Below are 14,237 nucleotides of genomic sequence, written 5' to 3'. Positions count from 1 at the left end.
CTACGCCCTGCCCTCTGCGGGTAGGGGGTGAATCGTGACGCCTTCGACGACACGGTTGACCTCACCCGACGGGAACGGATTGTCCGGTGTCTTGCCCCATTCCACCGACGTGAACAGCGCGAGGTACTGGGCGAAGACGAGATAGGCGACGGCGGCGAGCGAGTCACCGAGCCCGACCACGGGTAGCGTCCAAGCGGCGTCGGCGGCGCCCTCCGGGCCGATCGCGACCACGGCATCGTCGCCGAGCTGTCCGCGAATCTCGGTGACGATGTCGCGGTCGTACTGCTGGGTGTACGCGTCGGTCGAGAGGTAGACCACCGCGAGCGTGTCCCCGTCGAGCACGGACTTCGGGCCGTGCCGGAACCCGAGCGAGGAGTCGAAGTAGCTGACCACCTCACCGGCCGTCAGCTCGAGCAGCTTGAGTGCGGACTCCCGTGCCAGTCCCTCGAGAGCCCCGCTGCCGAGGTAGACGAAGCGGTTGCGCTTGGTGCGCGCCAGCGCGCGAATCTCGTCGCGCCGTGCGGACATGGCCTCCGCCGCGGTGGCGAGCGCCTCGACCGACTGCTGGTCGGCGGGTCCGAGCAGGAGCAGTGCCGCCAGCATCATCGACGTCAGGCTCGACGTCATCGCGAACCCGGTGTCGTTGGTGCGCTCGGGCATCAGCACGACCAAGGAGTCGTCGCGATCCGAGTGCGTGCGCGACAGTTCACCCGAGCCGTCGCAGGTGAGGATGAGATGCCAAGCGTCGTCGACGAGTTCGTCCACGAGCCGGGTCGTCGCGACGCTCTCCGGGCTGTTTCCCGACCGGCCGAACGACACGAGCAGCGTGGGGATCCCGCGTTCGAGGTGGTCATGCGGATTGGACACGATGCTCGTGGTCGCGATCGCGTCGACGCGGCGGTTCAGATGGTGGCGTAGCGCCGGCGCCACGATGTGCCCGGCGAACGCGGAGCTGCCCGCTCCGGTGAGGATGATCCGCAGATCGGGCCGTGCTACGAGGTCGCCGACGAAGCTGGTCGCCCGTTCGTCGATCATTCGACCAACTTCACGCCACGCGTCTGGCTGCTGCTCGATCTCGAGAATCGTTGCGCCGCCGTCGTGTTGGGCGGGGATGTCAGGCAAGAGTGGCTCCATTGCTATCGGTGGGGTGGCACGCCTGCGCGTAGGGGCGCAGCGCGTCGCGGACGCGGTCGATCACGAGGTGGTGCGGATCCGGCGGCAGGCTGCCGTCTCGGATCCGTCGATACTGGTCGGGCAGGAACTGGCTGATCAGCGGGAGCGGGATGCCCGCGGCGAGGTTCGACATCAGCGTGCGCCTCGCGGTCTCGATGCGCTCGTCTGGCCAGTAGTAGCGCAGCCGGTCGCTGTAGCTGAAGCGGCGCGCGATCCGCTGCTCCTGCTCGGTCCCGTGGTAGTACGACTCCCAGTAGCCGGGATCCTCGAGCATGCGGCGTTCGACCACGTCGACGAGATCCGACCGGTCCGACGACGGAACGATCTCGTCCTCGATCATCGCGAGTGCGAACAGCGCCTCGCGCAACGCGAACGTCAGACCCGGCCCGACCTTCAGGATGGCCCAGTGGTCCTCGACCAGTTCTCGGAGCTGTTGCGTCCGTTGGTAGTCCGTCGAGTGGGCCTCGAACACGAGGTTCGGCTCGGCGTCGAGCACGCGGCGCAGGTCGGCGGTCGCCGAGCGTTCGTAGTCCACGACCTTGAGGTGGTCGAACTCCACGCCTGGCTGCACGACGAGTGCGGCGACCCGTGGCCACACGTCGTCCAGCCCGACGCGGGCGAAGGCCTCGCGGTGGGCTGCGAGAGTCCGGCGGGCGCGTTCGGGTGTCGTCGGGATGACGTGATCGAGCGTCTCGTGGGCGCCGCCGGGCACGGGCACCTCGGTGCCGATGACGTAGGACAGCGTCGCCGTGCCGCCATTGCGGTTGCCGGTGTCCTCGGCAATCCGCAGCAGGCGCGCACTGCGTTCGGCGACGACGGCGTCGTCGAGGACGGCGGGGTCGTCGGCGCACGACATGCTGCAGTCGAGGTGGATCTTGGTGTAGCCGGCGGCGACGTAGCTTCTGATCAGCTCGTCGGCGTTGGCCATCGCCTCGTCGGACGGCATGCGCTGCCACCGGTTCGGACCGAGGTGGTCCCCGCCGAGGACGACGCGTTCACGGGGGAATTCGCGTTCGTCGGCGATGCGGAACACCATGTCGCGGAAGTCGGCAGGACGCATCCCGGTGTAGCCACCGAACTGGTCCACCTGGTTGGACGTGGCCTCGACGAGCACGTAGGTCTGGTCGTCGGCCGCCTGGGCGATGGCGGCCTCGATGACGACGGGATGCGCCGAGCAGACGGAGTAGACGCCGACCGGATCACCGGCCTTGTGCCGTCCAATGGTGTCGGCCAGGTGTCCTGCCACCGTGGTGCCGGTCACGGCAGAGCCTCCTCACCGAGCACGTGGCAGAGCCGGGTGACCGTCGTCGCGATGGCGTCCCGGCCGGCCGCGAGGTAGGGCCTCGGATCCACGGCGTCGGGGCGCATGCCGAGCTGGTCTCGGACGGCGCCGGTGAAGGCGACGTTGAGTGCGGTGCCGACGTTGAGCTTGCGCAGACCGGCCTGCGCCGCGGCGCGAAGTCGCTCGTCGGATACTCCCGATCCGCCGTGCAGGACCAGCGGAATGGGCACGGCCGCAGCCAGTCTCGCGGTCAAGTCCAGGTCGATCGCGGCGTCGCGGGTCGTCATCGCATGACTGCTTCCCACGGCGACCGCGAGCGCGTCGACGGTGGTACGGCGCGCGAAGTCCGCTGCCTCCGACGGGTCGGTGCGCACGCCGGGCGCATGGGCGCCGTCCTTGCCGCCGACCTCGCCCAGTTCGGCCTCCACCCACAGTCCCCGCCGCCGTGCGGCGTCGGCGTACCGCGCTGTCTGCTCGACGTTGTCGCCAAAGTCGAGGTGCGCGGCGTCGATCATGATGGAGCTGACGGCGAATCGCTGCGCCATGTCGATCGCCGCATCGATCAGCGCCGGCTCGGTGAAGTGGTCGAGATGCAGGGCGACCGGGACGGACGCCGCCGTGGCGACCTCCGCGCATGCTGCCAGCACCGGCGCGGCGTTGCCGCCGTGGAACCGGACGGTGTTCTCGCTGACCTGCAGGATGACGCCGGAGGATGCTGCCTCGGCGCCGCGGGCGATGGCCTCGGCGTGCTCGAGGGTGATCACGTTGAACGCCAGCACGGCGGTGCCGGCCGCTGTCGAGGCGGCGACCAGATCGGCGGTGGTGGCGGTTGTCATGATGAGTCGATCATGGGAAGACCGCTCACAACGCGCAATGGAAACCGCCGAAGCGATCAGGAAAACTGAGCGGCGACCCTAACCCGTTCGCGCTCCCGCACGGAGGCGACGACGCCGCCGTCGTTCAAGATGTCGGTCCCCGTGAGGTATCCGGCCTTGTCGCTGACGGCGTAGGCGAACAGCTCGGCCATCTCCTCCGCCTTCCCCCATCGCGGGACCGCGGCATCGGCGACCATCGCGCCCGCACCGGCCTGCTCCTCCAGCCGTCCCATCTCCGTGTCGACCGACCCCGGCGAGACCGACACGATGCGCAGGCCGCGGCCGTTGAACCGCTCGGCCTGAGAGGAGCTGTACCACTTGACGAAGGCCTTGCTCACCGCGTACGCCATGCCGGATCGCGCCTCTTCCGGAGCGATGCTCAGCGCCGTCCCCATCTCCGCCATGAAACGTTCCCGGTCGTCCAGGGCGAGCGGGAAGTGCGCTGTGGGAATGAGGCTTTCGGGTAGCAGATAAGCCGCCATCGACGCCACGTTCACGATCGCCGCGCCCTCGCCGGCGGCCTCGAGGAACGCCTCGCCGACGTGCAGGGTCCCCAGCGCATTGGTGGTCATCACGTACTCCGCGTCGCCCATGCTTGGGCTGACACCCGCCGCGTGGACGACCGCCGACACCGTGCCCTGGCCGGCCGCCGTCGCGAACAACCCATCCACCGCGGCACGATCCGTGACGTCGGCGTGTACCACCGTGGGCGGCATGCCGAGTCCCGTCAGCTCGGCCGCCGCGGCCTCCAGCCGATCGCCCCTGTTGTCGCACAGGACCACTTGATGGTCACGGCCCATGATCTTCGCCGTGGCCAGTCCCATGCCGCCCGCACCGCCCGTAATCACCACCACTCGCGTCATCCCTGGACCGTATACCGGCGAGGCGCGGTGTAATCGATCTTGGTCCGGGTATAGAGGCGTGGTGTCCTCGCCCCGGTGTGTCCCCGGCCCCCTCGTCGGCTCCATGATCAGTGCGCCATCGGCGGGATCTCGATGACGGCCACCCCGCAGCCTGCGCCCGAGGATCTGAGGCGGCTGGCCGAAGCCCACGGCGTCGCGACCTCGTACCGCAACGAACGACGGGAACCGGTCGACGTCGATGCCGACGTCGTGATCAAGGTGCTCGGCCTGCTCGACGTCGAGGCAGGCACCGAGGCCGACCGGCGCCGCGAACTGACCCGGCTCGAGGAACTCGATCGGGCGGGCACGCTGCCCCCCACGGTGGCCGTCCGCGTCGACGGCAAGCCCCAATCCCTGCCCGGCGCAGCGTCGTTGACGAGCGAGGACGGCACCCGGATCGACGTGCGCGACGGGCTGCCCGCCGACCTCGCGCCCGGGTGGTACCGCCTGCACACCCGGGCGGGCCAGGAGTCGACGCTCGTCGCCGCACCGCCTCGGGTTCCATCCGCTCCGCCGACGTGGGGATGGATGCTGCAGCTGTACGCGCTGCGGTCGGCCCGCTCGTGGGGCATCGGCGACCTCGGCGATCTGCGGGAGTTCGTCGAGTGGACCGCCGCCGATCACGGTGCCGGCGCGGTGCTGCTCAACCCGTTGCACGCCCCCGGACCGACGCATCCGGTGCAGCCGTCGCCGTATACCCCGTCGAGCCGCCGGTTCGCCAACCCGCTCGCGCTGCGCATCGAGGACGTCGACGCGTATGGCCGCGCCGACTCCGCCACCCGCGCGGAGGTGGACGCGCTGCGCGTCTCGGCGACGACCGAGCGCATCGACCACGACCTCGTCTGGGCGGCGAAACGCGATGCACTGGAACTGCTTTGGCGCTCGGAAGGTCGACCCGACGCCTTGACCGGCGCGCCCGAGGGGCTGCGCGACTGGGCGACGTACTGCGCGCTGGCCGAACGCCACGGGGGCAGGTGGAGCCGGTGGCCGGAGGCACTGCGCGACGTCGCGAGCCCCGCCGTCGCCGCGGCTCGCGACGAGTTGGCACCGCGGGTCGCGTTCCACGCCTGGGTGCAGCACCGGTGCGCCGAGCAGTTGACCGGGGTGCGGACCGCAGCGCGCGAATCCGGTATGGCACTCGGCGTGCTGCACGACCTGGCCGTGGGGGTCGACGCTGACGGCGCCGACGCGTGGGCGCTGGCCGACGTACTGGCCGGAGGCGTCAGCATCGGCGCCCCGCCGGACAACTTCACCCCCCGCGGGCAGGACTGGGGGCTGCCGCCGTGGCGGCCGGACCGCCTGGCCGCCACCGGCTACGCCGCGCTGCGGGACATGTTGCAGGCCGTGCTGGCGCATGCCGACGGGCTGCGGATCGACCACGTCGCCGGTCTGTGGCGACTGTGGTGGATTCCGCCGGGCGACGGTCCCGATCGCGGGACCTACGTGCATTACGACGCCGACGTGATGCTGGCGGTGCTCGCGCTCGAGGCGCACCGTGCCGGCGCGACCGTGGTGGGCGAGGACCTGGGGACCGTGGAACCGGAGGTGACCGAGGCGCTCGCCGACAACGCGATGCTGGGATGCGCGGTGTCGTGGTTCACCCGCGATCAGTCCGCACCCGACGAGCCGCTGCTCCCGCCTGCCCGGTGGCCGTCGCGGGCGGCGGCCAGCCTCTCCACGCACGACCTGCCCACCGCGGCGGGGTTCATGAGCGGCGAGCACGTGCGGGCGCGCGCGGACCTCGGTCTGCTCGACGATGTGCCTGCCGAGCAGGCCAACGCCGACAAGGAGCGCGCCGAGTGGCTGGAGATGTTGCGTTCCGAGGGCCTGCTCGACGCCGCCACCGAGCCCGACGAGTCGCAGATCGTCGTCGCGATGCACCGCTTCCTGGCGTCGACGCCGAGCCAGCTCAAGCTCGTCTCGCCCTACGACGTGATCGGCGAGCGCAGGCAACCCAACCTGCCGGGAACGGTCGACGAGTACCCGAACTGGCGGCTCCCGCTCGCCGAGACCCTGGAGGAATTGCGGGCCGACCCGCGGGTCGCCGAGGTCGTCGCGGCGTTCCGCCGCTAGTGCGTGAGCGGCGTTCCGCCGCTAGTGCACCAGCACCGGCTCGGCAGGCGCCGGGCGGCGGCCGGTGAAGAACGCTGCCGCAACGGCGACGACCGCGATGACGGCCGCCACGGTGAACGCGGCGCGCACCCCGGGTAGGTCCGGAGCGCCGCCGGACGCAGAGGCCCTGGTCATGACCGTGATGAACAGTGCGGTGCCTGCCGCGCCTGCCACCTGCTGCAGGGTCGTCAAGATCGCGCTGCCGTGGGAGTAGAGCCAGTCGGGCAGCACGCCGAGCGCGTCGGTCATCAGTGGCGTGAACATCATTGACAGCCCCAGCATCATCACCATCTGCAGCACGACGACCGCCCAGATCGGCGACGCGGCCGACAGCGTCGCGAACCCCCACAGTGAGGCGCACAGCAGGACCGAGCCCGGGATGACGAGCACGCGGGCACCGAGCCGGTCGTAGATGCGTCCGACGAACGGCCCGGCCAAGCCCATCAGCAGGCCGCCGGGGAAGCCGACGAGACCGGCCACCAGGGCGCTGCGTCCGAGGACGTCCTGTACGTACAGCGGGAGCATGATGATCGCGCCGAACAGCGCCATGAAGCCGAGCACGACCAATGCGAGCGACACCGAGAACCGGCGGTAGGTGAAGGGGCGGAGATCCAGGAAGGCGCCGTCCCGCCGCTGCAGGCGGACCTGCCTCATCCCGAAGAGCACCATCGCCGTCGCGCCCACGACGACCGGCACCCAGGCCGGGACGCCACCGCCACCGCTGGACTCGCCCGCCAGCGACAGCCCGAAGACGAGGCCCGCGAACGCGACTGCGGACAGCGGCACCGAGACGTAGTCGATCGGGGTCGGGCGACGTTCCTCGCTGGGGACCCGCAGCCACCTGTGGCCGGCAGCGAGCGCAACCAGGGCGATCGGGAGCACGATCCAGAACATCCAGCGCCAGCTCAGCGATCCGAGGATCAGCCCGGACAGCGTTGGGCCGACCGCGGGCGCCACGGCGATCACGATCGAGATGGTGCCCATCGTCTGGCCGCGCCGTTCCACCGGAATCAGCGTCATGATCGTCGTCATCAGTAGGGGCACCATCACCGCGGTGCCGCACGCCTGCACGATCCGCGCGACCAGGAGGACGGTGAAGCCCGGTGCGAGCGCCGCGAGCAGCGTCCCGCTGCAGAACAGGATCATCGACATCAGGTAGATGGTCCGGGCCGGAAAGCGTTGCAGCAGCGCACCGGTCATGGGGATCACCACGGCCATGGTGAGCAGGAAGCCACTGGTCAGCCACTGCGCGGTGGCCGCGGACACCTCGAGGTCCACGATCAGCGCGGGCAGCGCCACACTCATGATCGTCTCGTTGAGGATCATGACGAATGCCGCCCCAACCAACAGGGCGATGATCAGGGTCGGGCTGGGCGCAGCACGGCGCGCCATGGTGGGTGCTCCTCTGGTCGTCGATTGTTAGATCGGCTACCAGAGTAGGCGAGGCGGTACCAATGCGCGCAAACGGTTTTCGGCAGGATCTCGTGCTCGCGTGACCGTCATTCGCGTTGTGACGCGTCTACTTTGGCGACAACCTTGGGTCATGGCTGTTTTCGTGGCGATGTCGGCAATGGCATTGCTGGCCGCCTTCACCATGTGGCTTCCCGGTGCCGCGCGACGATCCGACGCCCTGGATCGGTTGATCGCCATCGTCGGCATGGCCGGTCAGTGTGCGCCGCTGCACGGCCGCGAGTCGCTCACCAGCTTCGCGCCCGGGTCAGGCCACGGGCGGGAGGTCGACGGGGAACGGTTCGGCGAAGTCGGCGGACCTGGCGACCGCGGCCCATTCGCTGTCCTCCGCCAATAGGGCCTCGTCCTGCCGGATCGCGCCCTCGATGGCGATCACGCCGAGCGGCAGGTGGTACGGCACGTCAGCGCGCCGGGACAGCCGGACCAGGATGTTCGCCGCACGGGCGGGATCGCCCGCAGTGACGGCATCGCTGGTGCGGATGGCGTTCATCGCACCGACGGTGTCGGCGTAGCGGTCGGGGATGTCGTCGATGGTCATCGACGAGCCTGCCCAGTCGGTCGCGAACCCGCTCGGTTCGACCACGACCACCTTGATCCCGAACGGCGCCGTCTCAGTCTGCAGCACCCGGGAGAACCCGTCGATCGCGAACTTCGCGGCCTGGTACGACGCGATGCCTGCCGACCCGCCGACGCGGCCGCCCATCGACGAGAACTGGATGATGAGTCCGCCCTCTTGCTCGCGCAGGACGGGGATCGCGGCCTTCGACACGTTGTAGACGCCCCAGAAGTTGGTCTCGAACTGCGCGCGGAAGTCGCCGGTGTCCCCGGTCTCGATCGGGGCGACGTTGGCGTATCCGGCGTTGTTGACCACGACGTCGACACGGCCGAAGTGATCGCGCGCCGTGGCCAGCGCCGTGCGTGCCGCGTCGGCGTCGGTCACGTCGAGTGGCAGCGGCAGGACCCGATCCCCGTACGCATCCACCAGATCGACCAACCGATCGGGACGCCGTGCGGTGGCCGCAACCGCGTCACCGGCATCCAGGGCAGCCTCGACCAATTTCCGGCCGAAGCCGCGGGTCGAGCCCGTGACGAACCAGACCTTGTCCATGTCTTCCTCCTCGATCTGATAGCTTGACTATCACTTGAACGCCTGCGGCTCGGAATCATTCCCGCCCCCACGACGGCAGGAGTGATGAGTGCGACGCGATGCGGCCACGAACCGCGCACGGCTCCTGGCAGCGGCCGAGGCGGTGTTCGCCGAACGCGGGCCGTCCGCGACCCTCGACGACGTAGCGAAGGCGGCTCAGGTCGGACCGGCGACCCTCTACCGCCGCTTCGCGAACAAGGACGCCCTGGTGCGAGAGGTCCTCGGCGGCTTCTTCCAACGCCTGATCGACGTCGCCGCCGAGGCCGAGCAGTCCCCGGCGGACATGGGATTGGACGTCTTCCTGCGCACGGTCGGCGTCGAACTCGCGGGGAAGGCCGGTCTGTCCGCACCGATCTGGGGCGAACTGGCGCCCACCGCACTCATGGAGGAGTTGCGCGGCCGATCGACCCAGCTGCTGAGGCGCGCCCAGGCCGCTGGTGCGATCCGCGCGGACGTCACACCGGACGACATCACCGTCGCCGTGTGGGCGCTGCGTGGGGTCATCCAGTCCGAGCGCACCGACCCGGTGCATCAGGGCGAGCAGCTGTGGCGACGGCATCTCGACACGATCCTGCGGGGCTTCCGCACACACCCCTGACGAGATCATCATGGTCACCATGGCGACGCTGACATCGGTGAACGTGGGCCTCCCGCGGGACGTCGACTGGAACGGCCGGACGGTCTTCTCGGGGCTAGGCAAGGAACCGGTGTCCGGGCCACGGATGGTGCGGCGCCTGAACGTCGATGGCGACGGCCAGGGCGATCTCGGCGGACACGGCGGGGAGAACCGAGCGGTTCTGGTGTACCAGGTGCAGTCCTATCGTCACTGGGCCGAGGTGCTCGACCGGCCGGACCTCGCGCCGGGCCTGCTCGGCGAGAACCTCACCGTGGACGGCCTGTCGGACGACGAGGTATGCATAGGCGACCGCTACCGCGTCGGCGACGCGGTTCTGGAGGTCACCCAGCCCCGGGTCACCTGCTACCGGGCGGGCATTCGGATCGGGGAGCCCCGCATGGCCGCGCTGCTGGTCTCGCACGGCAGACCAGGCTTCTACTGCCGCGTCATCGAGGAGGGCGCGGTCGAGGCGGGCCAGGAGATCGTCAAGGTTTCCGACGGGCCGCACCGGGTGTCGGTGGCCGAGATCAACGGGCTGCTGTACCTGCCGGGGCACCCCCGCACCGTGCTGGAACGCGCCCTCGACATCCCCGCGCTCAGCCCCGGGTGGAAGACATCGCTGCGCAGCCTCGCGGATCAGGGCGAGCAGGCGGGCAACACCGGACTGGCGTCGGCGGGACCACCCCCGTCGTGGATGGGTTTTCGACCGCTGCGCGTCGCCGAGGTGCGCGACGAGAGTCGGCACGTGCGGTCGGTCTACTTCGAGGCGCCCGATGGGACGGTGTTGCCGAGCTGGGAACCCGGCCAATCGATCACCCTCAGAGTGACGACGGAGTCCCTTGCGGCGCCGATGATTCGGAACTACTCGCTGTCGAATCGTCCCGGCTCCGACCGCTTCCGAATCAGTGTCAAACGCGAGGACGACGGCGTCGTCAGCCGGTTCATCCACGCGCGCGTGTCGGTGGGCGACGTCCTCGACGTCGCCGCACCGCGCGGTACCTTCGCCCTCGAGGAGGGCAGCGGCCCGGTGGTCCTGCTCTCCGCCGGGGTCGGCGTCACCCCGGTCCTCTCGATGCTCCACTCCCTGGTGGAATCCCGTTCCGCAAGGGACGTCTGGTGGTTGTACGGCGCGCGTGACGGCACCGAACACCCCTACGCCGACGAGGTGCGGGAGTTGCTCGGGCAGTTGCCGCGAGCCCGTTCGCGCACCGTCTACAGCCATCCCGCGCCATCGGACCGGGCCGGGGTGGACTACACCGACACGGGACGGCTGTCGATCGCCCTCGTTCAAGAGCTGGGCGTTCCTCACGACGCGACGGCATACCTGTGCGGCCCGGCCTCGTTCACGACCGAACTGCGCGCCGGCCTCGCCGCCTACGGTCTCGATCCGGGTCGGATCCGCAGCGAGCTGTTCGGCGCCAAGGAAGCACTGACTCCCGGTATCGCCGCGAGAGTCGTTGCGCCGCATCTCCCCTCGGATGGGCCGGGCCCGGGGCCAGCGGTGCAGTTCGCCCGCAGCGGCATCTCCGCACCGATGGCTGCCGCGCCGTCGACCCTGCTGGAGTTCGCCGAGGCATGCGACGTCCCGGCACGGTGGTCGTGCCGAACGGGCGTGTGCCACAACTGCCAGACCGCCCTGCTGTCGGGCAGCGTCGACTACGACCCCGAACCGCTCGAGCGCCCCACCGACGGCAACGTCCTCATCTGTTGCTCGCGCCCCGCCGGCGACGTCGTGCTCGACCTGTGAACCGGCTCACCGCCTGACCGAGCCCGGAGGCATGTCGACGCCGATCTCGTCGCAGATCGGCCCGATGATGAACAGCGAACCGCGCGGGCTGCAGAACGGCGTGCCGAAGGGCAGCGGGGCAGGCGGCGGCGAAGGCGTGAGGATGGGCGCCGGAATGTCAGCCGAGATGAAGCTGTCCAACGGGTTTCCGTTCACGTCGACCATCCGCACGTTGCCCGTTCCGGACGGGGTCATGAACCAGGTGTGGCACCCGTTCATGTCCCACTCGATGTTGTGGAACGGCAGGGCCTCGCCCGGGCACCAGGTCGTCGTCGGCGCTTGATAGGGGTTCGCTTGGGCGGTGGCCGCGCTCATCGCGACACCGACCGCTGCGATCGCGCCGGTCACCGCAATTGCGGTGGCGAGTCGTGAGGTGCGGTTCATGTCCATTCCCTTCGTCGAGCGCAACCACGTCGGCGTCGCTTCTGGGATCAGCACACCGCTTTCGGCGGGCTACCGATCCCAAGAAGTCGGGCCGCGCTCTGAATCGCCGAGCCGCTGGCGCAGCGTCGCCGCGCGCAGGATTAGGTGGTTGCGTTCGGCGAGGTCGTGTACCTGCGCGGCGGCCGCGGCATAGAGCCGGGCAGCCGCCGCGAAATCGCCTGCCCGTTCCCGCAGATGGGCCACGGCGGCCGTGTACCGCGGCAGCCCGGGGTCGAGGTCGGCGAGCGCGCGCAGCCCGGCGTGCGGGCCGTCGGCCTCGCCGACTGCGACGGCACGATTGAGCCGCACGACCGGACTGTTGGTGAGCGCGACCAATTCGTCGTACCACTCGACGATCTGCACCCAGTCGGTCTCGTCGGCCGACTGCGCATCGGCGTGCAGCGCCGCGATGGCGGCCTGCGCCTGATACTCGCCGAGCCGGTCACGGGCCAGGGCCGCCTGCAGCACGTCCACGCCCTCGGCGATCAGGTCGCGCCGCCACAGCCCGCGGTCCTGTTCGTCCAGCGGCACGAGGCTGCCGTCGGCGCGGATCCTCGCCGGCCGCCGGGCGTGGTGGAGCAGGAAGAGCGCGAGCAGGCCGGCGACCTCCGGGGCGTCGGAGGCCCGCGACAGTTGGCGCGCCAATCGGATCGCCTCGGCCGCCAGGTCGACGTCGCCGCCGTAGCCCTCGTTGAACACCAGGTAGAGAACCCGTAGGACGGTGCCGAGATCACCGGGGCGATCGAATCGGACGGCACCCACGGTGCGCTTGGCGCGGCTGATGCGCTGCGCCATCGTCGCTTCAGGCACCAGGTACGCCTGCGCGATCTGCCGGGTGGTGAGGCCGCCGAGGGCGCGCAGGGTGAGGGCGACGGCCGACGCGGAGGTGAGGCTCGGGTGAGCGCAGAGGAAGTAGAGCCGCAGCGTGTCGTCCGCCGATTCCGTTGGGCCGGGAGGCGGCTCGTCGGACAGCCGGGCCTCCCGGGCTCGCCGCGCCACGTCGGACCGGGTGTGGTCGATGAAGCAGCGCCAGGCCGTCGTGATCAGCCAGGCCTTGGGATCGTCGGGTCTGCGCCGGGGCCACGCATCGAGCGCCCGGATCAGTGCCTCCTGAACCGCGTCCTCGGCGGCGGCGAATTCCGCCCCGCGGTGGACGAGAGCCGCCAGCACGCCGGGGATCAGCTCCCGCAGCTGGGCCTCGTCCACCGCGCCGCGGCTCATCAGCCGTCGACGGTCGGTGGGGCGGTGAGGAAGGGCCGCACCTCGAGCCATTCGTGGATCGGCCGTCCACCCGCCCCCGGCGCAGCGGACAGCTCGCCTGCGAGTTTCACGGCGCGGTCGTGGGAGTCGACGTCGATGATCATCCAACCCGCGATGAGGTCCTTGGTCTCGGCGAACGGGCCGTCGGTGACGGGCGGCTTGCCGTCACCGTCGGAGCGGACCCACTCCCCTTCCGGGGCCAGCGCCTGACCGTCGACGTACTCGCCGGTGCCTTGCAACCGCTCGGCGAAGTCGTTCATGTACCGGACGTGCGCACGGATCTCGTCGGGCGTCCACCGATCCATCGGTACGTCGTTCACCGCGGCAGGCGCGCCGCGGTAGTGCTTGAGGAGCAGGTACTTCGCCATGGGTTTCTCCCTTTCCAGACGGCGACCCCGATTGGTCGCACACACCAGGGACGGAGCCGAGCCGGCGTTCTCGACACTCGCCATCACCCGAGGCACCGGTCAGCGGTCGGTCTCCGACAGCGGGCGGCAACCGTGACGTCTGAGCCCATCGCCCTACGGTATCCGCCGGTAACGGCCCACCCGCTACCGGCGATCACGTCGCGGAATTATCGAACCGTTACCAACGTTTGTCTCAAATGTCACATGGGTAACTTCAGTAACAGCACCGGTTCGCCAGTGCGTTGCCCGCCGCCGAAGAAAGACATGAATGGATCACGTGAATGAACACCGTCCTCTACGCCGCCACGAACGGCGCCATCTATGAGACCCGCGCCTACTCCAAGGCCGACATCGATCAACTCGTCCAAAGCCAGGGCCTCCAGGCGCTGACCAGCTTCGACCGGCAGTTCGACTTCTGGTTCAGCCCGTCGACGAGCAGGTGCCAGCGCCGAGTGAACCGCAGCGCCACCGAACTCCTCCTGGCCACGACGACGTTGACCGCCAAGACGGTCCCCCTGCTTCGGGGCAGCGTCGTGATCGCCACCCACGATGCCGACGGCGACCTCGACGGGCTCAGCTGGCAACAGCTCGATCTGCTCGCGATGAAGAACCGCTCGCTGCACGCGCGGGACCTCCGCATCCTCGAGCGCCGCATCGTTCGCGACGAGCGCCGTCAGCGACGCATCGACGACGCCGCTCGACCCGCTGCCACGGTCCCCGCGCCCAGCGTCGAGACCCGCACGCCGGTGCGTAGCTGACCGAGTTTCTCGCGCGCGGAAGCGGG

The 14,237-nt window shown here is 69.9% G+C and carries 13 protein-coding genes; 4 read left to right on the top strand and 9 right to left on the bottom strand.

Annotated features, from left to right (window positions below; genetic code table 11):
* Genes LOK44_RS15980 through LOK44_RS15965 form a run of 4 tightly spaced genes read right to left on the bottom strand, consistent with a single transcriptional unit; the run spans position 1 to position 4,193 of the window.
* Positions 1 to 1,122, bottom strand: a complete 1,122-nt coding sequence (locus LOK44_RS15980) for an SIS domain-containing protein (protein WP_237571025.1) — start codon at positions 1,120 to 1,122, stop codon at positions 1 to 3.
* Entirely contained in the window at positions 1,115 to 2,434 is a 1,320-nt protein-coding gene (locus LOK44_RS15975) for a D-tagatose-bisphosphate aldolase, class II, non-catalytic subunit (protein ID WP_237571024.1), read from the bottom strand. Before LOK44_RS15975 ends, LOK44_RS15980 begins: the two co-directional genes overlap by 8 nt.
* Positions 2,431 to 3,291: a class II fructose-bisphosphate aldolase gene (locus tag LOK44_RS15970; protein ID WP_237571019.1), complete on the bottom strand. Its 861-nt coding sequence runs from the start codon at positions 3,289 to 3,291 to the stop codon at positions 2,431 to 2,433. Before LOK44_RS15970 ends, LOK44_RS15975 begins: the two co-directional genes overlap by 4 nt.
* 56 nt (positions 3,292 to 3,347) lie before the next feature.
* A complete protein-coding gene (locus LOK44_RS15965) occupies positions 3,348 to 4,193 on the bottom strand; it encodes an SDR family oxidoreductase (protein WP_237571018.1) in 846 nt (281 codons plus the stop codon).
* 132 nt (positions 4,194 to 4,325) lie between these two features.
* Between LOK44_RS15965 and malQ the strand changes: the two genes are divergently transcribed.
* Complete coding sequence (gene malQ / locus LOK44_RS15960) at positions 4,326 to 6,305, top strand: 4-alpha-glucanotransferase (protein WP_237571017.1); 1,980 nt, start codon at positions 4,326 to 4,328, stop codon at positions 6,303 to 6,305.
* A 21-nt stretch (positions 6,306 to 6,326) separates the two neighbouring features.
* Here malQ and LOK44_RS15955 read toward each other — a convergent pair whose 3' ends face one another.
* On the bottom strand, positions 6,327 to 7,736 hold the full coding sequence (locus LOK44_RS15955; protein ID WP_237571016.1) for a DHA2 family efflux MFS transporter permease subunit: 1,410 nt from the start codon (positions 7,734 to 7,736) through the stop codon (positions 6,327 to 6,329).
* A 325-nt stretch (positions 7,737 to 8,061) separates the two neighbouring features.
* Positions 8,062 to 8,922 (bottom strand): SDR family NAD(P)-dependent oxidoreductase, encoded by an 861-nt coding sequence (locus LOK44_RS15950; protein ID WP_237571015.1) that lies wholly within the window; start codon positions 8,920 to 8,922, stop codon positions 8,062 to 8,064.
* An 88-nt stretch (positions 8,923 to 9,010) separates the two neighbouring features.
* On the opposite strand from LOK44_RS15950, the gene LOK44_RS15945 reads away from it, so the two are divergent.
* Together LOK44_RS15945 and LOK44_RS15940 are read left to right on the top strand one after the other, a co-directional pair.
* Positions 9,011 to 9,559, top strand: coding sequence for a TetR/AcrR family transcriptional regulator (locus LOK44_RS15945; RefSeq protein ID WP_237571014.1), 549 nt, complete (start codon positions 9,011 to 9,013; stop codon positions 9,557 to 9,559).
* Between the two features lie 19 nt (positions 9,560 to 9,578).
* On the top strand, positions 9,579 to 11,324 hold the full coding sequence (locus LOK44_RS15940) for an MOSC and FAD-binding oxidoreductase domain-containing protein (RefSeq protein WP_237571013.1): 1,746 nt from the start codon (positions 9,579 to 9,581) through the stop codon (positions 11,322 to 11,324).
* 6 nt (positions 11,325 to 11,330) lie between these two features.
* Here the strand turns inward: LOK44_RS15940 and LOK44_RS15935 are convergent, their stop codons facing one another.
* From LOK44_RS15935 to LOK44_RS15925, 3 genes are all read right to left on the bottom strand, one after another.
* Positions 11,331 to 11,747 (bottom strand): hypothetical protein, encoded by a 417-nt coding sequence (locus tag LOK44_RS15935; protein WP_237571012.1) that lies wholly within the window; start codon positions 11,745 to 11,747, stop codon positions 11,331 to 11,333.
* Between the two features lie 69 nt (positions 11,748 to 11,816).
* Complete coding sequence (locus LOK44_RS15930) at positions 11,817 to 13,007, bottom strand: RNA polymerase sigma factor (protein WP_237571011.1); 1,191 nt, start codon at positions 13,005 to 13,007, stop codon at positions 11,817 to 11,819.
* A complete protein-coding gene (locus LOK44_RS15925) occupies positions 13,007 to 13,414 on the bottom strand; it encodes a YciI family protein (protein ID WP_237571010.1) in 408 nt (135 codons plus the stop codon). Before LOK44_RS15925 ends, LOK44_RS15930 begins: the two co-directional genes overlap by 1 nt.
* A 320-nt stretch (positions 13,415 to 13,734) precedes the next feature.
* Between LOK44_RS15925 and LOK44_RS15920 the strand changes: the two genes are divergently transcribed.
* Positions 13,735 to 14,211 (top strand): hypothetical protein, encoded by a 477-nt coding sequence (locus LOK44_RS15920; RefSeq protein WP_237571009.1) that lies wholly within the window; start codon positions 13,735 to 13,737, stop codon positions 14,209 to 14,211.
* The last annotated feature ends 26 nt before the right edge of the window (positions 14,212 to 14,237 follow it).

The organism is Mycolicibacterium lacusdiani (genome assembly GCF_021916785.1).
Classification (GTDB): domain Bacteria; phylum Actinomycetota; class Actinomycetes; order Mycobacteriales; family Mycobacteriaceae; genus Mycobacterium; species Mycobacterium lacusdiani.
Note: the sequence above shows the minus strand (reverse complement) of the source record. Positions and strands in the feature narration are given on the sequence as shown.